This is a genomic window from Prevotella sp. MA2016, from assembly GCF_000619825.1.
Classification (GTDB): domain Bacteria; phylum Bacteroidota; class Bacteroidia; order Bacteroidales; family Bacteroidaceae; genus Prevotella.
Map to the genome: position 1 here is coordinate 765,322 of NZ_KK211036.1, position 21,956 is coordinate 787,277.

Annotated in this window: 19 protein-coding genes and 1 pseudogene; 4 read left to right on the forward strand and 16 right to left on the reverse strand. The window is 51.7% G+C overall.

Annotation, left to right across the window (positions count from 1 at the left end):
* Window position 1 precedes the first annotated feature (1 nt).
* Complete coding sequence (locus T360_RS0114060; RefSeq protein ID WP_028913341.1) at window positions 2-673, forward strand: copper homeostasis protein CutC; 672 nt, start codon at window positions 2-4, stop codon at window positions 671-673.
* Here the strand turns inward: T360_RS0114060 and T360_RS0114065 are convergent.
* From T360_RS0114065 to T360_RS0114095, 7 genes are all read right to left on the reverse strand, one after another.
* Window positions 657-3,071 carry a transglutaminase family protein gene (locus T360_RS0114065; RefSeq protein ID WP_028913342.1) on the reverse strand — a complete coding sequence of 805 codons (2,415 nt, stop codon included), beginning with the start codon at window positions 3,069-3,071 and terminating at the stop codon, window positions 657-659. The two genes, T360_RS0114060 and T360_RS0114065, sit on opposite strands and share 17 nt — an antisense overlap.
* Before the next feature lie 13 nt (window positions 3,072-3,084).
* Window positions 3,085-3,879, reverse strand: a complete 795-nt coding sequence (locus T360_RS0114070) for a prephenate dehydrogenase/arogenate dehydrogenase family protein (RefSeq protein ID WP_028913343.1) — start codon at window positions 3,877-3,879, stop codon at window positions 3,085-3,087.
* Between the two features lie 38 nt (window positions 3,880-3,917).
* Complete coding sequence (locus tag T360_RS0114075) at window positions 3,918-4,982, reverse strand: bifunctional 3-deoxy-7-phosphoheptulonate synthase/chorismate mutase type II (RefSeq protein WP_028913344.1); 1,065 nt, start codon at window positions 4,980-4,982, stop codon at window positions 3,918-3,920.
* A 114-nt stretch (window positions 4,983-5,096) separates the two neighbouring features.
* Window positions 5,097-6,272 carry a pyridoxal phosphate-dependent aminotransferase gene (locus tag T360_RS0114080; RefSeq protein WP_369793532.1) on the reverse strand — a complete coding sequence of 392 codons (1,176 nt, stop codon included), beginning with the start codon at window positions 6,270-6,272 and terminating at the stop codon, window positions 5,097-5,099.
* Complete coding sequence (locus T360_RS0114085) at window positions 6,253-7,095, reverse strand: prephenate dehydratase domain-containing protein (RefSeq protein WP_028913346.1); 843 nt, start codon at window positions 7,093-7,095, stop codon at window positions 6,253-6,255. The genes T360_RS0114080 and T360_RS0114085 overlap by 20 nt, the downstream gene beginning before the upstream one ends.
* 487 nt (window positions 7,096-7,582) lie before the next feature.
* Complete coding sequence (locus T360_RS0114090; protein ID WP_369793534.1) at window positions 7,583-7,873, reverse strand: DUF2442 domain-containing protein; 291 nt, start codon at window positions 7,871-7,873, stop codon at window positions 7,583-7,585.
* On the reverse strand, window positions 7,815-8,066 hold the full coding sequence (locus tag T360_RS0114095) for a DUF4160 domain-containing protein (protein WP_028913348.1): 252 nt from the start codon (window positions 8,064-8,066) through the stop codon (window positions 7,815-7,817). Before T360_RS0114095 ends, T360_RS0114090 begins: the two co-directional genes overlap by 59 nt.
* A gap of 209 nt (window positions 8,067-8,275) precedes the next feature.
* On the opposite strand from T360_RS0114095, the gene T360_RS16315 reads away from it, so the two are divergent.
* Window positions 8,276-8,377, forward strand: a complete 102-nt coding sequence (locus tag T360_RS16315; RefSeq protein WP_155949596.1) for a smalltalk protein — start codon at window positions 8,276-8,278, stop codon at window positions 8,375-8,377.
* Between the two features lie 69 nt (window positions 8,378-8,446).
* Here the strand turns inward: T360_RS16315 and T360_RS0114105 are convergent, their stop codons facing one another.
* Entirely contained in the window at window positions 8,447-9,775 is a 1,329-nt protein-coding gene (locus tag T360_RS0114105) for an inositol-3-phosphate synthase (RefSeq protein WP_028913349.1), read from the reverse strand.
* Between the two features lie 181 nt (window positions 9,776-9,956).
* On the opposite strand from T360_RS0114105, the gene T360_RS0114110 reads away from it, so the two are divergent.
* Window positions 9,957-12,029, forward strand: a complete 2,073-nt coding sequence (locus T360_RS0114110) for a TonB-dependent siderophore receptor (protein ID WP_028913350.1) — start codon at window positions 9,957-9,959, stop codon at window positions 12,027-12,029.
* A 76-nt stretch (window positions 12,030-12,105) separates the two neighbouring features.
* On the opposite strand, the gene dnaA is transcribed toward T360_RS0114110, so the two are convergent.
* The 5 genes and pseudogenes from dnaA to T360_RS0114135 form a co-directional block, all read right to left on the reverse strand.
* Window positions 12,106-13,527: a chromosomal replication initiator protein DnaA gene (gene dnaA, locus T360_RS0114115; protein WP_028913351.1), complete on the reverse strand. Its 1,422-nt coding sequence runs from the start codon at window positions 13,525-13,527 to the stop codon at window positions 12,106-12,108.
* Between the two features lie 340 nt (window positions 13,528-13,867).
* On the reverse strand, window positions 13,868-14,770 hold the full coding sequence (locus T360_RS0114120) for an MlaD family protein (RefSeq protein WP_028913352.1): 903 nt from the start codon (window positions 14,768-14,770) through the stop codon (window positions 13,868-13,870).
* 7 nt (window positions 14,771-14,777) lie between these two features.
* The gene (locus T360_RS0114125) at window positions 14,778-16,034 is read right to left on the reverse strand and encodes an N-acetylmuramoyl-L-alanine amidase (RefSeq protein WP_028913353.1); all 1,257 of its coding nucleotides are present in this window, start codon (window positions 16,032-16,034) and stop codon (window positions 14,778-14,780) included.
* Window positions 16,035-16,102: 68 nt separating this feature from the next.
* Window positions 16,103-16,468: a dihydroneopterin aldolase gene (gene folB, locus T360_RS0114130; RefSeq protein ID WP_028913354.1), complete on the reverse strand. Its 366-nt coding sequence runs from the start codon at window positions 16,466-16,468 to the stop codon at window positions 16,103-16,105.
* Window positions 16,469-16,509: 41 nt separating this feature from the next.
* A pseudogene (locus tag T360_RS0114135) lies at window positions 16,510-16,950 on the reverse strand (ribonucleoside-triphosphate reductase); the annotation flags it as partial.
* A 306-nt stretch (window positions 16,951-17,256) separates the two neighbouring features.
* Between T360_RS0114135 and T360_RS0114140 the strand changes: the two are divergent.
* Window positions 17,257-17,997: a nitroreductase family protein gene (locus T360_RS0114140; protein WP_028913356.1), complete on the forward strand. Its 741-nt coding sequence runs from the start codon at window positions 17,257-17,259 to the stop codon at window positions 17,995-17,997.
* A 28-nt stretch (window positions 17,998-18,025) separates the two neighbouring features.
* Here T360_RS0114140 and T360_RS0114145 read toward each other — a convergent pair whose 3' ends face one another.
* From T360_RS0114145 to T360_RS0114155, 3 genes are read right to left on the reverse strand one after another with little or no spacing between them, the layout of a single operon-like run.
* On the reverse strand, window positions 18,026-19,480 hold the full coding sequence (locus T360_RS0114145; protein WP_028913357.1) for an MFS transporter: 1,455 nt from the start codon (window positions 19,478-19,480) through the stop codon (window positions 18,026-18,028).
* A 9-nt stretch (window positions 19,481-19,489) separates the two neighbouring features.
* The gene (kduI, locus tag T360_RS0114150) at window positions 19,490-20,476 is read right to left on the reverse strand and encodes a 5-dehydro-4-deoxy-D-glucuronate isomerase (protein ID WP_028913358.1); all 987 of its coding nucleotides are present in this window, start codon (window positions 20,474-20,476) and stop codon (window positions 19,490-19,492) included.
* A gap of 34 nt (window positions 20,477-20,510) precedes the next feature.
* Window positions 20,511-21,878 carry a PTS galactitol transporter subunit IIC gene (locus tag T360_RS0114155; RefSeq protein ID WP_028913359.1) on the reverse strand — a complete coding sequence of 456 codons (1,368 nt, stop codon included), beginning with the start codon at window positions 21,876-21,878 and terminating at the stop codon, window positions 20,511-20,513.
* Window positions 21,879-21,956 lie beyond the last annotated feature (78 nt).

Consider the following 21,956-nt stretch of genomic DNA (forward strand, 5'->3'; position numbering starts at 1 on the left):
GATGAAACGGACATTAGAAGTATGTACTGGCAATATGGCCAGTGTGATTGCAGCTGCTGAGGGTGGTGCTGAGCGTATCGAGCTCTGCACAGCTTTGGCACTGGGTGGTGTCACCCCTACCCTTGGTATGATGAAATGGATTCGCCAGCAGTATCCTGAACTGAAGATTCAGGTGCTCATCCGCTCACGCGAGGGCGATTTTGTGTATAACAAGGCCGACCTTGAGGCTATGCTCGAAGATATCCGTCTGTCGCTGCCTTACTGCGATGGTATCGTATGCGGCGCGCTCACTGCCGATGGCGACATCGATGTAGAGGCCCTGAAGCTGATGGTAGAGGCATCTGGCGACAAGCCTTTCACCTTCCATCGCGCTTTCGACCGCTGCCGCGACCCCAAGCAGGCACTCGAGCAGATTATCGCTGCCGGCTGTGCCCGCATCCTCACCTCAGGTCAGCAGCCATCGGCTGAGGCAGGCATCCCCCTGCTGCGCCAGTTGGTTGACCAGGCCGCTGGTCGCATCATCATCATGCCAGGCGGCGGCGTTACCACAAAAAATGCCCGCCTGATCATCGACCAGACGGGCTGTATGGAAATCCACGGTTCATTTTCGGCAGGCAGTGGTGTCACCAGTGCCGACGACGTGAAATACGTGCTTTCTACAATTGACGAATAACCTTCAGCAGCTGCTCACCCAGATTGATGGTGTAGCCTTGCTGAACGAATACCACGCGATTGAACGAATCGCAAATAAGGAATACAGGGAGTGCCGGGCTCTGCAGTTTCATCTGCTGCCACACTTCCTGTTTTATTTTTCCGTCGATATCCGTACCCCAAACCACAGTGTTGGGCAGCATCTTCGAGAACTCAGCAAAGTTGAAGCGCTGTGCCTCATCGGCATTCTGGAACAGGAAAATCATCTTTCTACCCCACTCCTCAAACTGCTGCTTATACACAGCGATGTCGCGCATAGCGTGGTTGGTAGGCTCCTGATTAGGTGCCACGATAGCCACCACGTAATAGCCGCGACCAGTAGTAGAAAGCAGACTCTTATCGCTATCGGTAGCTTTGTCGTGATAGATATCCTCGGCATTCAGCGACCCAATCACCTGCACATCCTCCTGATTCTCGCGCAGGGCATAGCTGATGGTGGTGTCGCCATTCAAGGTGAAGCGCTTCATCTGCGCCAGCACCTTACCGCTGGCCATACGCACACCTGTGGTGAGGATATACTCGCCCTTGTCCAACTCCTGTCCCGGGGTAAAATCTTTCTGTGTAGCCTCCTCAGGGAAGGTCTGCAACTGCAGGCGTCCGTCCACCAGCTTGCTCAGTGTGAAGTGGATGTAGTACTTAGGATTGTCATTATGTGCCGAAAGCTTGTAGTCCAAGCGAAGCTTGGGCAATTGACAATTAGGCTCTTCACTATGAACTGTATTAAAGGCATCTATCCAGCGGGCGTCGGCGTAGTACTGGGGCTTGCCGTTCACTTCGTTGATACGGGCGGGCATGCCTAAGCTGCGGGCCACAGACACGAAAAAGATGTTACGTCCCAGCTCGTCGGTCAGCTTCTCGCGATACACGCTCATAGGCTGCATGCGCAGTCCCTGAGGGTTGTGATCATTGTCCAGCTTGATGTGCTTATTGCACCACGCCTCCAGCTCGGCAGGCGATTTGATGGCAGCCATCTCCTTGCGGAAGAAAGCCTTGTAAGGTGTGAGCCACTCCAGCTCTACGCGGGGGCACAACACATACTTCAGATAGATATCCGATGTGTCAACAGCGGCCACCTGATTGTCCTTCAGCACAGCCAGCTCCACGTCGCGCAGGTCTTTCTTCGACAGCACGCCGAGCAGTTTCTGAGCCATCAACTTGTTGGGCGCCTCGTCCAGGAACTGCTGGATGGTGCGATGATTGCCGCGCCAGTCCTCTACAGGCATAGTGGCCTCGTAAGCATGACGGATACTGTCCTCGATAGCCATACGGCGGTTGTTCTCAGCACGCTGCTCGGGGGTTACCAGTGGCAACTGTCCGCTCACGGGTGGTGGCACGATGTCGAGATCGGCCACAGCAGCTATCTGCTTGCCATCCAACTGCACCTTCACAGCCTTGTCCTTACCAAACGACACCTTGCGGGTGGCCACCTTGCCATCCTTCGATACCCACAGCAGCATGTCGCCACGCCCTGCTGTGAGCGATGTGTAGCCCTTGGCATCGGTAGTCTTGTCGGCCACGGTGAAGAACTCGGCATAGTTATACAACTTAAACTCCACGCGCGCGCCTTTCACGGGCTTGCCCTTGGCGTCAACCACGCTCACCTCAACCTTAGCCGTTGGTGCATAGTGGTCTATCACGTTGATCTCTGTGTAGCAAGGTGTTACGCTCATCACCTCCTCTGGTCCGTCGTAGTTGCCGAAGGCCTTGGTGTGCATCAGCATGCCGCGCGATGCGCTCTCGTTAAACCATCCCAGGTTGAGCACTGGCTCAGGCTCGCAGGCACCCAGGAAGTACCATTGGCCGTCGGCCCACGCCTCTACCCATGCATGGTTATCATCGGTATGCGCCCAACGAGGCGTATAAACCTGGCGGGCAGGGATACCCACAGCACGCAGCGCAGCCACCGTAAAGGTACTCTGCTCGCCGCAGCGACCATAAGCCGTGCGCAGGGTGGCCAGCGGACTGCTGGTACGCCCGTCAGAAGGGCGATAGGTCACGTGCTCGTGGCACCAGTGGTTCACTTCGAGGATGGCATCCTTCATGCTCAACTTCTCTACACGTGGCTTCAGCGCCTTGTAGAACACCTCGCGACTCATGTCCAGATTCTCGTTGTTCACACGCACGGGCACCACAAAATGGCGGAACTCCCTTTCGGGCACCGTCTTTCCCCATGGCATAGCAGCCTTAGCCTCGAGGGCCAGGGCCACGTTGTTTTCATAAAACTCACGCGAGTAGTCGGTTTTGTCGGGTTGTGGCATAAACTGGTAAAGGAATGCCACATAATCTTCGCGTGTTGGCGTCTGTGCCTGCATGCACAAGGCGCCCAAAAGTAGTGTTACGATAGTTAGTTTTTTCTGCATAAAGTATATTTAGTTAGCGTTTAATTTCGATGTCGCGTTTCACGTTATCGCGAATTTTTGTCAGATAGCCCTTCATACCCTGAGCATCCTTCTGGTCGATAATCTCCAGCAGTTCCTTCAGCTCCGTACGAATCTGCGCCACCTGATCGTGGGTGTAGGGATTGAATAGTATTTCCTGCAGCAGGTAGTCGTCTTCGTTCAGCACGCCCTTTGCTATGCGCATGTGGCGCTTAAAGGTGGTGCCTGGCGCATCCTGATGCTTCATCACAGCCGCAAACACGAATGTGCTGACGAAAGGAATCGACAGCGAGTAGGCCACCGTTTTGTCGTGTTCCTCAAAGCTGTACTCGTAGATGTTCAGTCCCAGTTTGCTGTACAGGTCCTTGAAGAAGCAGCGTCCCAGCGTGTCGCCCTCGCTGATGATGATAGCGTTCTCCTCAGAGAGCTGCTGCAGATTGGCGAAGGTAGGACCAAACATGGGGTGCGTAGAAACGTAGCGCATGCCTGTCTTTTCGTAAAAATCTTTCAAGTCTGTTTTTACGCTCGAAATATCACTGATGATACAGTTCTTTGGCAGATAAGGTATCACCTCTTCAAACACCGGTATGGTGTATTTCAGTGTCACGGCGTTGATGAGCAGTTCTGGCTCAAACGCCTTAATCTCTTCGTACGAGGTGAAGCGCTGACAGTTGTAGGTGAAGCGCATGCGTTTGGCATCGCGCTCGTACACAGCCACCTCGTGGTCGAAACTCAGCAGGTCGATGAAGAACGATCCCATCTTTCCTGCTCCCATTACTAATATTTTCATTTAGAATGTAAAAAATAGAAAATGTAACAATGTAAAAATTACTTGTTGATGATTTCAATCTGCTGACGAACGCTCTCTTCGTGGATGTTCTCGAACACGTGGGCCACGAACTCAGGGTCCATGCCGCAGAGCGAACCCTGCGCACCACGCTTGTTCAGAATCTCGTTGTAGCGGTTAGACTGCAGCACGGTCATGTTGTGCTCCTTCTTATACTGACCAATCTCACGGCACACGCGCATACGCTTGGCCAGGAGGTCCATCAACTGGTTGTCGAGCTCGTCGATCTGCTTACGCAACTGTGTGATGCCCTCGGTAGTGGTGTTCTCGTCGCGAATCACCAGCAGCGAGAGGATATAGTCAAGCACGTCGGGTGTCACCTGCTGTTTGGCGTCGCTCCAAGCCTTGTCAGGATCGCAGTGGCTCTCCACAATCAGTCCGTCGAATCCCAGGTCCATAGCCTGCTGACACAGAGGTGCTACCAGCTCGCGGCGTCCACCGATATGTGAGGGGTCGCTGATGATAGGCAGTTCGGGAATACGGCGACGTAACTCTATGGGAATCTGCCACATAGGTGCGTTGCGATAAATCTTTTGTTCGTAGCTTGAGAAACCGCGATGGATGGCTCCCAGACGCTTGATGCCTGCCTGATTGATACGCTCCAAAGCACCAATCCAGAGCTCCAGGTCGGGGTTCACGGGGTTCTTTACGAACACGGGAATATCCACGCCCTTCAGCGAGTCGGCGATGGCCTGCATGGCAAATGGGTTGGCCGACGTACGTGCACCAATCCACAGGATGTCAACCCCGTGCTTCAGGCACAGCTCCACGTGCTCAGGTGTAGCCACCTCGGTAGAAACCAGCATCTTGGTTTCCTTCTTCACCTGCTCCAGCCACACCAGCGCGGGCTCGCCGTGACCCTCGAAGCCGCCTGGCTTGGTACGTGGTTTCCACACACCAGCGCGGAAGTTATGGCAGCCCTTCATAGCCAGCTGCTTAGCGGTTGTCATCACTTGTTCCTCAGTCTCAGCACTGCAAGGTCCTGCAATCACTAAGGGACGTTCGTTGTCACTCGGTAAATTCAAAGGTGATAATTCTAATTCCATAATCCTTATTCTTTTTGATAATAAGAACATAAGTACATATTTTTCAATCTGCTATTATGTCCTTAAAACCTTATGTTTCTTTTGTTCTTTTTATCTAATATTATTCTGTTCTTTTTATCTAAAACAATTAGTGATTCGTTCGAGTGCCTGCTTGATTTTCTCTTCTTTGGCACAGAGCGAGATGCGGATGTAGCGGGCACCGTTAGAGCCGAAGATGAAGCCTGGCGTGATAAACACACGCGCCTCATGAAGCACACGCTCCGTCAAGTCCTCCACGTTCTCGATGCTCTCTGGTATTTTTCCCCAGAGAAACATACCCACCTGGTTCTTATCGTAAGTGCAGCCCAGCGCATCCATGATACGCTCAGCCCACTGTCGGCGGCGTGCATAGGTTGCGATGTTAGCCTCGCGGTGCCAAGCCTCGTCGTTCTGCAGCGCCTCGGCAGCAGCCAACTGTATGCCGCGGAAGGTACCACTCTCTATGTTCGACTGCACCTTCAGTATCCACTGTATGAACTGCGCATTCGAGATACACATGCCCACGCGCCAGCCCGGCATGTTATGACTCTTCGACATCGAGTTGAACTCGATACAGCAGTCTTTGGCGCCAGGCACCTGCATGATGCTCAGATGCTCCTCGCTCAGGATAAACGAGTAAGGATTATCGTTCACCACCACGATGCCGTGCTCCTGGGCAAACTTCACCAGTCGCTCGTAGGTCTCCATGCGTGCGCGGCCGCCTGTAGGCATATTAGGATAGTTGGTCCACATCAGTTTCACGCGCGTGAGGTCCATCTTCTCCAGCTCCTCAAAGTCGGGCTGCCATCCGTTGTCCTCGCGCAGGTTGTAGTTCACTATCTTTGCCCCCAGAATCTTGCTCAGCGATGTGTAGGTGGGATAGCCAGGATTGGGCACCAGCACCTCGTCGCCAGGGTTCACAAAGGCCAGCGTCACGTGCAGTATGCCCTCTTTCGAACCTATCAGCGGCAGCAGCTCGCTCTTGTCGTCAAGCTCCACGCCATACCAGCGCTTGTAGAACTGAGCCATAGCCTTGCGCAGCTCGGGCGTACCCTGAGTGGGCTGATAGCCGTGCGCATCGGCCTGATGAGCCACCTCGCACAGCTTGTTCACCGTCTGCTCCGATGGTGGCATGTCGGGACTGCCGATAGCCAGCGAGATGATATCCTTGCCTTCGGCATTCAACTGTGCCACCTCCTTCAGTTTTCTGCTGAAGTAGTATTCCTGTACCAGACTCAGCCTGGCTGCAGGTTCAATTGGTTTGTTTGCCATCTTTATATTCTCCTAAAATTTTTAATGCTTTGGTTAGCGGGATGATTGCGTCCACCGCCTGTCGGTAGCGCGTCAGGTCGTCATACATCACATCCACGTAGAACAGATATTCCCACTCCTTGCCGATGATGGGCAGACTCTGAATCTTTGTGAGGTTGATGTGATAGAATGAGAGAATGGCCAGCACGTGGGCCAGCGAGCCCTGCTCGTGAGGCAGTGAGAACACGATGCTACTCTTGTTGGCCTCGGTCAGCGGTCGCAGCATGTCGGCCTTGTTAGGATTGCTCACCACCAGGAATCGGGTGAAGTTGTGCTTGTTGTCCTCGATATGGTCTTCCAGCACCTTCAGTCCGTACAGCTTGGCAGCCTCGGCATGGCAGATGGCTGCCCATCCGCGCTTCTGGCCTTCGGCTATCATCTTCGCACTACCAGCGGTATCCTCGGCCTCCACATTCTTCAGCTGCGGGTGCTGCGCCAGGAAGTTACGACACTGCATCAGCGCCACGGGGTGCGAGTGCACCTCGGTGATGGTGTCCCAGTCGTCTTCAGGCAGACAGCAGATGCTGTGGGTGATGTGCAGCTTATGCTCGCCCACGATGGTGGTACCACTGTCGCGCAGCAGCTCATAGTTATGCAGCAAACTGCCGGCTATGGTATTTTCGATGGCCAGCATGCCAATCATCGTTGGGTCTTGCTGCATCTCGCTGAACACCTGTTCGAAGGTGTTACAGCAGATAAGCTGTATCTGTTCACCCTCAAAATACAGGTGCGCCGCTATATCGTGAAACGACCCGATCAATCCTTGTATTGCAATTCTCTTCATATCTAAATCTTCTATTTAAAAATGAACCCCGTCTCACCTAAGTGAAGCGGGGTCATATTTCAATTTTTCAATTTTTAATTCTTCAATTCTTAATTACGACAACCCGCTTCACAGTTCTCTGCAAAGTAAAAATAAAAGCCATAAAACCAAATATTCGACATTGTCATAACTTCAAATTTTTATTTTTATATTTTTATTCTTTTATTTTTTTATTCTTTTACTTTTTAATCGTTTTCGGCTGCAAAAGTATAGTATTTTTGCGAAATAAACAAGAAAAATGGCAGAAATTTTGCGATTTCAGCCACAATTTGTTATTTTTCGCCCACAAATGCTACCTTGTGGCGATTTTGTTTTTGTCCTTAATAGAATAAATATACGCAATTAACATATACATATAGGTATATATAAAAAAGAACTTACGGAGACTTGTAATCTCCGTAAGTTTTTCTTTTTTAGGCATTGATAAAGCTTACCTTGTGGCATTATTTTACGCCTCTACGAAGTCCAGTGCATTTCGCTTGATTACAAGTGGATAGCGTTCTGGGTGCTGGAGGCTCTCGATTTCGAGATCAACATCGAGGTCAGGCCACTCAATAGCTTCGGGTCCGCACATCTGCACGTTAAGCACACTGCGAATGGGCGCATCCTGCATCCATGGGATACGGTTATACGACAGGAAATAGTCATGTCCCAGCACAGAAAGCATGATGCCCTGAGCGTTAATCATCAATACGCTTACCGATGTGCTGGTGGAATTGTTCTTTGAAGTCGTCTGCATATTTCTCTACGATTTTTTTAATTTCATTTAACTTATGTTCGGGGATTCCTGAGTTCTTAGCCAGTTCCACCTTTGGCTCCAACCAGAACTTAGCCTCTTGTCGGCCATAAATCACGTGAATGTGCATTCGTTCCTCCTCATTGGAGTATATCTTGAATATATATTCGCTCTCGCGTCGGAATACTGGACTCATAATTACCTATTACTATTTGCCTGCAAAGATAGAGTAAAAAAATGAAACTACCAAAAGAATAGCGAAAATTAATTATCCACAGTTTACTTTTCTTTTTTAGGCATTGATAAAGCTTACCTTGTGGCGATTTTTAGACGAGCCCAACGGCGACTAAGGGTTGGGGCTAAGGCCCCGCCCGATTTAAAATTGAAAAATTGAAAAATTGAGTTATGAGCAAGAAGGAGACTATTAAATTTATTGTGCAGATGATTGCATCTATCGCGTCGGCGATTGTGACGGCACTGGGCACTACCAGTTGCATGGGCATGTAGAAAAAAGCTCCCCCTCAGGCCAAAAACCTGAGGGGGAGATATTTTTTCATAGGAATGCCGTACTTCCGTTTAGTCGATCTCTTCGTCGGGCTCGTAACCTCCCATCTCGCGGATGGCGTTCTTGAGCATGGTGTACTGCTGATAGAGATGGTTGACGGCCTCCTCGCCCTGGGTGTAGTCGTGCATGGGCGACTTGAGGAAGAACGAGAGGAAACGCTGGATGCCGTAACGACCGGCACGGGCGGCGAGGTCGCTGAGCAGACAGAGGTCGAGACACAGCGGGGCGGCCAGGATGGAGTCGCGGCAGAGGAAGTTGATCTTGATCTGCATGGGATAGCCCATCCAACCAAAGATATCGATATTGTCCCAACCTTCCTTATTATCATTGCGTGGGGGATAATAGTTGATGCGCACCTTGTGATAATACTGGGTGTCTTCGTCGTTGCCATGACCATAGAGATCGGGCTGCACATCGGGCTTCAGGATGGTTTCGAGGGTAGAGAGCTTCGACACTTCCTTGGTGCGGAAGTTGGCTGGCTCGTCGAGCACCAGTCCGTCGCGATTGCCCAGGATATTGGTTGAGAACCAACCGCTGAGCCCCAGGCAGCGGGTGCCGATGATGGGGGCAAAACCCGACTTGACGAGGGTCTGCCCCGTCTTGAAGTCCTTACCAGCGATAGGCATCTTGGTTTGCTCGGCCAACTGCCACATGGCAGGGATGTCAACCGTGGTGTTGGGGGCGCCCATGATGAAGGGGGCTCCTTCGCTCAGCGCGGCATAGGCGTAACACATAGAGGGGGCGATATGCTCGCGGTCGTCGGCCTTCATGGCTGCCTCGAGGTCGGAGAGCTGATAGTGAACCGACTCGCACACGGGCACGTAGATCTCGGTAGATGCTGCCCAAAGCACTACCACGCGCTCGCAGCCTTTCTCGGCCTTAAACTGGCGGATATCCTGGCGCAAGGCCTCTACCATCTGCCAACGGGTGAGCTCTGCTTTCACATTGTCGCCATCCAGGCGCTTGGCGTAGTTCTTGTCGAAGGCGGCCTTCATAGGCACTATCTGCTCAAGTTCATCGCGCACGGGCTCGATATCCTTCTCCTTGAGCACCTCGGCATACATGGCTGCCTGATAGGCGTTCTGGGGATAGACATCCCAACAGCCGAACACGATGTCGGAGAGCTTGGCCAGGGGTACGATGTCGGCATAATGCAGATACTTGGCATCGGCACCACGCCCTACGCGCATCTTGTCATACTGAGTCATTGAACCTACAGGCTTGGCCAGGCCCTTGCGAGCCATCAGAACGCCTGTCATAAAGGTGGTAGATACGGCACCGCAGCCTACTACCAAAATGCCCAATTTGCCCTGAGCGGGGGCTACTGTGGATTGTTTCATTACTTAATTTAGCTATTTTTGTAAGTCGCTTTATTGATTTGGTATGTGCAAAGGTGCACATAATTATCGAAACAAGCAACGAAAACCCGAAAAAAGAAAAAAGTTTTTAAGATTTTTAGGAGATTATTTAGGAAAAATACATTAATTTTGCAGCCGATTTTTTCTAGGTAACAAAATTATTATGTACAAACAAACATTCAACATGAAGCGCCAGCGCCTGATTTTCCGACAGTTCGGAAACAAGGGCTACTCGCTGTTTAGTTGTCTGGGCCGCGAGGTGGTTTGCAGTGTTCTCTCTGTGAGCACACTCACCTATGCTTCGGCTGAGAGCGTGAGCACCAAACCGCTGGTGAACGACTCTACCGCCATGACAACTGCGCGCGAGATGATGCTCGACGAGGTTAGCGTAACCGGGTCGAGGGCGCCACTGACCAAGAGTCAGGCTGCGAGAATGGTAACTGTACTAGACCGCCAGCAGATTGCGCAGGCGCCAGTACAAAGTGTAAACGATCTTTTGAAGTACGCCGTTGGCGTGGATGTCAGGCAGCGAGGAGCCCTCGGTGCACAGACCGACATATCCATACGCGGCGGAAACAACGAGCAGATCACCATCCTGCTGAACGGTGTGAACATCTGCGACCCGCAAACGGGGCATAATGCCTTCGACCTGCCCGTGGATATCAACGACATCGTGCGCATCGAGGTGCTCGAGGGGCCGGCAGGCCGCGTGTATGGCACGTCGAGCCTGGTGGGAGCGATTAACATCGTGACGAGGGCTGACGCTGGTACGGGAAATGAGGGCGCGCAACTGCATGCCGAAGCAGGATCGTACGGCTATGCCAATGTGGGCGGACGTGTGGCTTTGGATGGCAAAACCAGCCAATCGCTCTCGGCCAACTACACGCGCAGCGATGGATTCAGCCGCAACAAGGCGGGCGGACTCAACGCTGACTACAAAACCGTGAAGGCTTTCTATCAGGGCCGCTACAGCGACGAGCAGATGAGAGTGGACTGGCATGCGGGACTAAGCGTGAAGGACTTCGGCTCAAACACCTTCTATGGTGCCAAATGGGACGACCAGTTTGAACACACTTTGAAGACCTATACGGCCATCTCGGCAGAAAACAAACAGGGCCGACTGCACCTGAAGCCTACCATCTACTGGAACAGGTCGATGGACCGCTTTGAGCTGTTTCGCGATGCACCCGACACCTACCCCTTCAACTATCACCGCACGGATGTGTATGGCGTAAACCTGAACGGACATTTCGACTGGACGCTGGGGCGCACGGCCATCGGAGCCGAACTGAGAAACGAAGATCTGGTGAGCGGCAATCTGGGCGAACCGCTCGCAAACGTGCATCATATACATGGCACCAACCGCAACTACGAGTACGGACTGAACCGCACGAACATCAGCTTCGTGCTGGAGCACAACATCCTGCTGAAACAGTTCACACTGTCGGCTGGCTTAGTGGCCGTGAAAAACTCGTGGAACGAGATGAACATGCGCCTGTATCCTGGCATCGACGCCAGCTATCGCATCGGCAACAACTGGAAGCTGTATGCATCCTACAACACCTCGCTGCGCATGCCATCGGTGACAGAGCTCTACTACTCGGTGGGCGGGCATAAGGCCGACAAGCACCTGAAGCCAGAGGAACTGGCTGCCTGGGAAGGGGGCGTGAAATACAACTCGTATGACCTGGAAGGTTCGGTGAGCGTGTATCGCAACCACTGCAAGAACCTCATCGACTGGATCAGACGTAGCGACGACCCTGACGCGCCTTGGGAGTCGGTGAACTTCACAGAAGTGAACGCCACAGGTATAGAAGCCAATCTGGCACTGAACCTGCAGGAACTGCTGCCAGCTCAGCATCTGCTGAAGAAACTGAGCGTGGCCTACAGCTATATCGACCAGGACAAGGTGGAAACCGACGGCATACAGAGCCAATACACACTGGAATATCTACGCCACAAACTAGTGGCACAGCTGCAGGCCAACTTATGGAAACAGTTGAACATGAACATCTACTACCGACTGCAGGACCGCACTGGCACCTATACCAATGCCGACGGGCAGATCAAGGACTATGAGCCGTATGGGGTGGTAGATGCCCGACTGAGCTGGAATGCGCCCAGATACACACTATACGTAGAGGCCAACAACCTGCTGGACAAGCGATACGTGGAATACGGACACGTGGAGCAGCCTGGACGATGGCTGATAGCAGGTATCAATATCACATTATAAACATCATTAACAAAGCATACCTATAAAAAATCAAGGCTCGCCAAAACAGCGAGCCTTTTATTTTCATTTTTTACTATTAATTCTTCAGTTTAAACGAATTTTCGATAGAGCTGAGCTCGGCCACGAAGGCCTTGTCAATCTTGAGGCGCTTCTCAACCGTGTTGCAACTGTGGATGACGGTAGAGTGATCGCGACCACCGATGAGCTGACCAATGCGCGAAGCGGGCATCTTGGTGTGCTTCTGGGCCAGATACATCGAGATCTGACGCACCTGAACGTAATCGCGCTTGCGGCTCTTGCTGAACACGTGCTGCTGGCTCACACCATAGTGGTTGCAAACCTTGTCGAGAATATCGTCGATGGTGAGCGGATGATTATCAACCTTCACTGAGCGCTTGATGACACGCTCGGCCAGCTTCATATCGATATTTGAATTATATACAATAGAATAGGCCATCAGCGAATTGACTACACCCTCCAGGTCGCGCACACTGCCATTGGCTGTCTGAGCGATATACTCTATCACATCTACAGGTATCTTCAGGCCGTCGCGCTTGCACTTGGCATTGAGGATATCAACACACAACTGCACATTGGGCTTCTCCAGCTCGGCAATAAGTCCGCATGAGAAGCGGGTGAGCAGACGGTCCTTCACACCTGCCAGATCCACTGGCGGACGGTCGCTGGCCAGAATAATCTGCTTGCCCAGACGGAACAGATGGTCGAAAATATGGAAGAAGGTGTCCAGTGTCTTTGGAGAGTTCATCCACTCCTGGATATCATCCACGATGAGCACATCGATACTCTGATAGAAATTGATGAAATCGTTGGTGGTATTCTGGCGTACAGAATCAGTAAACTGCACCTGGAACAATCGGGCACTCACATAGATGACGCGCTTGTTGGGATAGGTTTCGCAACACTTCAGTCCGATGGCGTTGATGAGGTGGGTCTTACCGCAACCTGATGGGCCATAGATAAAGAATGGATTGAAGGTGGTCTTGCCTGGATGCTCGGCAATCGACAATCCTACCGTACGGGGCAGTTTGTTTGAGTTTCCCTCGATATAGTTATTAAAGTGCTTCTTAGGATCGAGCTGAGGGTTGAGTTGCTGCTGGCGGGGCGCATCGAGCACACCTGGCGCCTTGTTGAGATGCTGGCGCGCTGGAGCCATCTCCAGCTGGGGGCCTTCGCTCTCTACATCGGTGGTAACATCGCGGCCATGACCGGCCTCAGCCTTCACCTCTACTATTCTGTAATTAAGCTTGACATTGGTGCCAAACACTCGCTCTAATACCTTACTTAATAATCCAACGTAGTACTGCTCCAAGAACTCGAATACATATCGGCTTGGAACCTGCACCAATACCGAACGGTTCGCTTCGTTGAATGACTCGAAGACGATTGGCGCAAACCACGTTTTATACTGCTGCTCTGTGACGTTTGCTTTGATAAGTCGAAGGCAGTCGGCCCAGAGCGCCTGATGATTATTATTCATTGGCGAATGTTACTTATTTATATTTTTAATTAAACTTGATACAAGACTTAGGCTTGTAGAGTTTATAATTGTCTTTTTTCCCTATTGCGATTGCAAAGGTAAGACAATTTTTTCATACTTGCAAACACACGAAAAATCCACGCGTGTTTACAGAAATCATAACTACCTATAAATCTGATAGTTACGATGTTTCACAAGATAACCGAATTTTCTACCCATTTGTTGGTATACTAGGCCCTGAGAATCAGGCAGTTACGTGTGAACGAACACACAAAAATGGCGACTATCACACATCATTTAGTGCAAACAGCCGCCACTTGTTATTTAGACAAAATCTATATTACTTATCCTTTCTGCCAAAAACTGAGAAGTGAACATAGCGTTTTGGATGCTGCTTGAGATCGATCATCAGCGAGTCGGCATGCATCATCGTAGCGTTGAGGTTGGTATAGAGGCTGGGGTCGCGCATCAGCAGGCCCAGTGTGCCCTCCTTGCTGTTCAGCGTGGCGGTCATCTGCTCTACATTGCGCAGCGTGGTGTTTACGCTGGCCATGGTGGTAGCGATATCCAGGTCGCTGATGTTCTTAGTGATCTGATTGGTGTTGGCCAGCACGCCATCGGCATTGCGCAGCATCTGTGGCATCTGACTGTTGAGTGCAGCGGTGAGCTGGCTCAGGTCGTGCGAGGTGCGTGTCAGGTCGGCTGTTATCTGATCTACGTTGTGCAGCGAGTTGGCGATGGCAGGATCGGCCAGCAGTGTGTTCACACTAGCCAGGATAGAGTCGAGCTTAGGCAGCATCTGCTGCACAGTGGGTATCATATCGGCGGCCTTGCCCATAGCACCCAGGCGCTGACAACCAGTGATGGTGTCGCCAGGGGCTACCATGCCCTGAGCCGCATCACCCAGCACGAGCTCTACCTTCACATTGCCCATCAGGTCGGAGGCTATCTCTGCCCTACTGCCTGCAGGCACGCTCAGCTTGGGGTCGATGCCGATGGCGGCCACAATCTCGCCTGTGTTGGCATAGTCAAACACGATATCCTCTACCACACCCACACGATAGCCATTGGCAAAGATGGGGCTCGACATAGAGAGACCACTCACATCCTTGAACTTCACGAAATATCTGTTGTCGCTAGAAAACAGCGTCATTCCCTTTAAGAACTTCAATCCAAAAAAGAGCACCAACAAGGCTGCTACGGCCACGAGGCCGATTTGGATTTCTTTCGAAAACTTTTTCATATTCTAACTATTTTTGTTTCTTAGCTTTAAACTCACGTATAGCTGCGTTCACGTCGACACGCTGACCACCCTTGAGGGCCACGATAAAGGCCTCGGGGAATGTGGCGGCCACCTGCTTGCGCAAACGGTAGATCTCATTATAGTCGGTAGAGGCACCAACGGTGTACTTATACATACCACCATCGCGATAGGCATCTACGCTAGTGAGACCCTTGAAACGGGCATCGCCGGCCTTGAGCTTGGTAGAGCTCGACAGAATCTGAACCTTGAACACAGGGGCATCGCTATCAGCAGCGACAGCAGGTTTTGCAGCAGGCTCGGCGGACTTAGTAGCGGGCTCGGCTGGCTTAACGGCAGGCTCGGGTGCAGCAGCACTCTTGGTCTCTACTGGCTCTACGCGGGCTTCCACCTCGTGTGGGGTTTCGGCTGCGGGCTCGGGTGCCAGCTGTACTTCCTGTCGGGGCTCGGCCTTAGGTTCTTCAATCTTCATATAAGGTATGGTGATGTTACCACCATGACGCTTGCGATAATTCAGGAAGGCATTAAACATGCCTGTGGCATAGAGGGTCTCGGCGCGCTGCGAGTTCATGAAGTTCTCCTCATCGCGGGTTGAGATAAAGCCCAGCTCCAGCAGGGCGCCTGGCATCGACGAGAGGCGGAGCACAGCCAGATTATCCTGCTGCGCACCCATGTCCTGTCGGCCTGTGGCCTGGCACACGTATTTCTGCATATATTTGGCCAGCTCTACGCTGTTTTCCATGTTCTTATCCTGCACAAACTCAAACATGATGTCGCTCTCGGGCGAGTTTGGGTCGTAGCCGTGATAGGTCTGCTTATAGTCTTTCTCCATAAAGATAACGGCATTCTCACGCTTGGCCACCTCCAGATTCTCCAGCACACCCGTCTGCTTGCCTGTGCGCTTGCTGATGCCCAGTGTGTAGGTCTGGAAACCACGCGCCACCCTACCCTTGGGCAGGGCATTGATATGGATAGAGATAAACAAGTCGGCCTTGGCCTGATTGGCTATCTCAGCGCGGCGATAGAGCTCTACAAACTTATCAGTCTTACGGGTATAGATCACACGCACGTCAGGGCAGTTTTGCTCCACCATACGACCAAAGGCCAAAGCAAACTTCAGCGTGAGATTCTTCTCCTTAGAGATGGCACCTTGTGCACCAGTGTCGTGGCCACCATGGCCAGCATCGATCACCAGTGTGAAGTTATCCTTACTTGCTGCGCCAGCCGTCAAGCCCACGCACAGCATCAACAATCCTATGATATTTCTTAATCTAATCACGTTCCTAACTAATATATCTTAATTTGATACAACAATCAAGTTTCCCCCCCAACTCTCACCTCCACTCCCGCTCCTTGGCAGTCGGCTCCCATCGGAGGGTTCTTCTTGGTGATTTTGAGGTGGATGCTCGTCGCTTGCGGAAACTGCGTCTGAATGGCTTTGACGATACGTCCGGCCACATGTTCGAGCAGTTTTGAGGGGATGTCCATCTGCTGCTTGACCAACTGATACAGCTCGGCATAGTTTAATGTATCTGCTACATCGTCGGTCTCCATAGCCGCCTGAAAGGGATAGCCCACTCGCAAGCTAACTATAAACTCGCCCCCCACCTGTGTTTCTTGAGGCATCACGCCATGAAAGGCATAAAATCTAACCTCGTCTATATATATATATGTCTCCAATTTTAATTCTCAATTTCCTCTTCGTCGTCAGCGCCTGGCGCGTACTTCTTCAGCGCACGCTCCACGCCCGTCTTCCAGGTGTTGATGCTCTCATCCTTCAACGAGAGCGATGCCACCAGCTTGATGACATTTTCGATAGGCATGCGATAGCGCAGCACACCAGATATGAGCTTGGCGTAGTTCCAATACTCAGGATTGAACTTCTCCGACAGGCCCTCTACTGTGGTCTTATAGCCACGCTTGTTTTCGAACTGGAAGTCGTAACGCTTGGTGCCGTCGGGGTTCACCTGCTTGATAATCTTACCAGTGGTGACATTCTTGGGCAGTACGATACCCTCCTCGTCGTCAGCCAGACCAGTGAAAATCTCGTAAGGATAGCCGTTGAGCAGTCCTACCAGAGCCACCCACTTCTCGCGGTTGTTCTGAAAACGCACCACGTCGCACTCCAGCACCTTGGGGCGCACCTCTGTCACCTCAGGACGGCAACCCAGCACAAAGATGTCGAAGGCCTGCTCAACCAGCGACAACAGCAACTCAGAGTCGGCCGAACTAACCGACTGAAGACACTTATCGACAATGCCTGCCACGCGATCTTCGCTCAGAGTGGCATCACTTCGCTGACCAATGATGGTGAGATCGTGTGCTATACGCTGTATGAGTTCTCTACGCAAGTTTTCTTCCATATCTTTGTATTTTTGCTGCAAAGTTAGATAAATTTGCCGAAATATTTGTATTTTTGCAACCAAATCTTACTAAATATCAGTTTTTTTATAGCAAATTTAAGAGATATGAAGAATTTATTGACAAGAAGAACAATCAGAAAATACACGGAGCAAGACGTTTCAGGCGAACTGCTGAACCGACTGCTCGACGAGGCTGCACGCACGCAGACCATGGGAAATCTGCAACTCTACAGCGTGGTGGTGACACGACAGGCGGAGCAGAAAGAGAAGCTGGCTCCTGCCCACTTCAACCAGCCGATGGTGAAGCAGGCGCCTGTGGTGCTCACCATCTGTGCCGACTTCAACCGCACCAGCACATGGGCGCGCTGCAGAAAGGCTGAGCCGGGGTATGACAACTTCCTATCGTTTATCAATGCGGCTATCGACGCGCTGCTCTACACGCAGACGCTGTGCAACCTGATGGACGAAGAGGGACTGGGCTACTGCTATCTGGGCACCACCGTGTATCAGCCGCAGCAGATTATCGACGTGCTGCAGTTGCCCAAGCTGGTGATGCCTGTGGCTACGCTCACCGTGGGATGGCCTGCCGAAGAGCCTGCCCTGAGCGACCGTCTGCCGCTGGAGAGTTTTGTGCACGAAGAGACGTATCACGACTATCAGGCGCAGGATATCGACACCTATTATAAATATAAGGAGAGCCTGGAGGAGAACCAGAACTTCGTAAAAATCAACAACAAGGAGACGCTGGCGCAGATCTTCACCGACATCCGCTACACCCGCAAGGACAACGAGGCGATGTCGGCCGGCCTCATCGAAGCATTAAAAAAACAAGGGTTTCTCGATTGAGAAACCCTTATTTATTATTTATATCTGATTATTCAACCACGATAGGCTTGTACTTTGGCACGAGGGCCTTCATGATAACCCAACCTATCAGGTAGGCCACAGCACAGATGCAGAACACTACCATGTAGGCAGCAGGCTTGCCTTCGAAGCCGAAGAACTGGAATGCTGCACCCTGATTGGCTGCCCAAGTGAAGAACTCACCCGAACCCATGTTGATGGCCATCGAACCAAAACCACCTGTCATGGTGCCCAGTCCTACGATGGTACCAATGGTGCTCTTGGGGAACATGTCGCCGATGGTTGAGAACAGGTTGGCACTCCAAGCCTGATGACCTGCACCCAGCAGACCAATCAAGATGGCTGGCCACCAGGCGCTATAGGCACCAAGGGGCTGAGCCAACAGGCCCAACACGGGGAAGCAGGCAAATATCAGCATCGCACGCATACGACCCAGATAGGGGTTCATGCCCTTCTTATCCACAAAATAGGTGGGCAGATAACCACCACCGATAGAGAGCACGGTGACGATGAGATAGAGTGTGAAGATGAGCGCAATACCCATGGCTGAATCAGAGGTGTAGCCATACTGATCGCTGAAGTAAGCAGGCGCCCAGAACAGGAAGAACCACCACACACCATCGGTCATGAGCTTACCCACAAGGAAAGCCCAGGTCTGGCGATAGGTGAAGCACTTCAAGAATGGGATAGCCTTCTCCTCTTTCGCACTGGTGCGATCCTGCACGGCCTCAAGGTCGTTGTCCTGCTCGATATAGTTCAGCTCGGCCTGATTCACAAACTTATTGGTGCGTGGCTTCTCGTAGAGCCACATCCACAAGCCCATCCACACATAACCAAGCACACCGATGATGACGAATGCCATCTCCCATCCCCAGGCACGAGCCAACAGGGGGATAGTGGCAGGAGCGGCCAGCGCACCTACCGATGCACCACTATTAAAGATAGAGGTAGAGAAAGCACGGTCCTTCTTGGGGAAGTACTCGGCAGTGGCCTTGATGGCAGCAGGGAAGTTACCAGCCTCGCCCACAGCCAGAATCATACGACATGAGAGGAACAGCCATACTGAGATGGTGGCAATGGCCACAGCAGCATCGCTACCAGCCTGAACGGCACGCAGCGCCTCGATGCTGTCGTAACCCTCGATATTCATAGCCACCCAGCCGCAGCCAGCATGCATCACAGCACCTGTGCTCCACACAAAGATGGCGATAAGATAGCCCTTCTTGGTGCCCATCCAGTCGATGAACTTACCTGAAAACAGGTTGGCGATGGCATAGAACAGCGAGAACAAGCCCGTGATCTTACCATAGTCGGCATCGGTCCAATGGAAATCTACTGCAATAAAGTCTTTCCAAGTGAGCGACAGAACCTGACGGTCCATATAGTTGACAGTGGTTGCCAAGAACAGCAACGCACAGATAACCCAACGGAAGTTGGACATTTTCGTAGTTTGTACTGGTGTCATTATTGTCAATTATCTAAGGTCTTTAACTTCGATATTGTCTTTATCGTTATAGTTCAGATTCTCACCTGCCATACCCCAGATGAAGGTATAGTAATAGGTGGCCGAAGCGCAGTGGATGCTCCACTCAGGGCTCATGATGGCCTGCTCGTTCTTGAGCCATACCACACGGGTCTCCTGGGGCTCGCCCATCACATGACTGATCTGCTGAGTCTCAGGCAGATTGAAATAATAGTAAGCCTCGATACGGCGACCATGGGTGTGAGGCGGCATGGTGTTCCATACGCTACCCTCCTGCAACTGGGTCAGACCCATCTGCAACTGGCAGGGTCCCTCCTCAAGGGCGGTGTTCACGATGAGCTGATTGATGGTGCGCTGATTGCTCTCGGCCTTGGTGCCCAGAGGCTTCTCCTTGGTACCTACAATCACAGCCTTCAGGCTCTGCACCTTACCGTTCTTACGACCGTCGAGTGTCACCCACTGGGTCTTATAGTGCTGGTGGGCAGTAGCTGAGTTCAGATAGAACTTAGCAGGATTCTTGGCATCCTTCGAACGGAAGATCACTTCCTTGTTGCTATCGATATCATTGCCCTTCTTATCCTTACCAAGCCAACCGCGACCCACGTAGAGGGCCTCGCTATAGCCGAGGGGATACTCCTGACCATCAACAATCACCACGCCAGGACCACCAGTGTTGATGATACCCAACTCGCGGTTACGCATGAAATAGTCGGCACGCAACTGGGGATGGGTCTCCAGCTTCAGATCCTTGTTGACAGGCATAGCGCCACCAAAGATAAAACGATCGTAGTACGAATAAGTGAGGTTGATCTCATCGGGTGCCATCACCTTCTCCATCACAAAACGGTCGCGCAGGGTCTGCGTGTCGTAGTGCTTCACATCGGCAGGGTGACAAGCCGTTTGGAACGTCATGTTCTGCTGGCCAAAGGCCGTCATCAGATTTCCCATAAGCATCAAAGTAAAAATCGATTTCTTCATTGTTATTTAATTATTATTTGTCCATTCTCAATGATTATTTCGCAGCCTTCTCATCTGCAACGATGCGCTTGCGATTCAGCCACATCATTCCGGCAGTAAAGAGTGTGAGCACGGCCATGCCTACCCACTGCAGGTTGTTGACGCACTTATAGATGGTCCAGCCGAACAGGCTCGAAGCAAAGTCGAGTGCACCAGCCTCGAAACCCTCAGGAATCTTAGCGGCATTGTCGCCTGTCTGCTCAAACACGGTGTGGGCAGCCTGCGTAAAGGCGGGTGCCATATCAGTAACAAACCACAAGCCGATGGCCAGCGCCACCAGGCCCACGATAAAGGTCTTCACCACATTTCCCTTGGTATAAGGCAGCACCATCACAAACACATAGAACATGCCTGCCAGCGAAGCCAGCGGCAGGAACTCATTGCCTGGCAGGATGACTGCAAGACCCAAGGTGACGGGTATCAGCAGCAGCGAAACAACCAGTGTGGTGGGATGACCAATCACCAGTGCTGGCGACATGCCGATATACACCTTCTTGCCATTAAACTTATTCTTAACCACCTCCTGAGTCTTCTCAGAGATGGGCATCAGTCCGTCGATAAACAGTTTGGTGATGCGAGGGATGAGCTCCATCACGGCACCCATGGTGACACCCAGGAACAGTATCTTCTTAATATCCAACTGGGCCAAGGCACCAATCAGCGCGCCCACAATCACACCCAGCACGAGCGGCTCGCCCAGCACGCCAAACTTCTTCTTCAGTCCCTCGGCATCGATATCGAGCTTTGAGAATCCAGGAATCATATCCAGGCCCTTGTTGATGAGCATGGCAAACGGGGTGAAGCTCTGCACGAAAGGCTGTGGGATAGAGATGCCCTCCATACCCTCGTAGTAGCCCTGGAACTTAGGCGCTGTGAGGTCGGCCATCACCAGGGTATTGATATAGCACACGATGGCAGCGAAATAGCCCCATGCCAGGCTCTGGTCCATCACGAAATAGGCCACAGCTCCGATAAAGGCGAAGTGCCAATAGTTCCACAGGTCGATATTAACGGTGCGGGTGGTCTTGGTGATAAGCATCAGGAAGTTCACGCCCAGACAGATGGGGATGATGAGTGCGCCCACAGCTGTGTTATAAGCCACAGCAGCGGCAGCAGGCCAACCCATGTCAAACACACCAAGCTGGAGGTGATACAAACGTGAAATTTCTGATAGTGGGTCGCCGAAATTGTTAGTAAGCAGAGCTGTAACGATGCCCAGACCAACAAATCCCACACCCACATAAAGTCCTGATTTCAAAGACTTTCCAAATTTTAATCCAATACAGAGTCCGATGATGGTAAACAGTATGGGCATCATGACTGACGCACCAAGACTGATAATGTAACTGAATACTTGTTCCATTGTTTTTAGTCGATTTTTGGTGCAAAGATACACATTTTTGCTGAACAAAGCACCAAACTGCACGTTTTTTTAACTCAA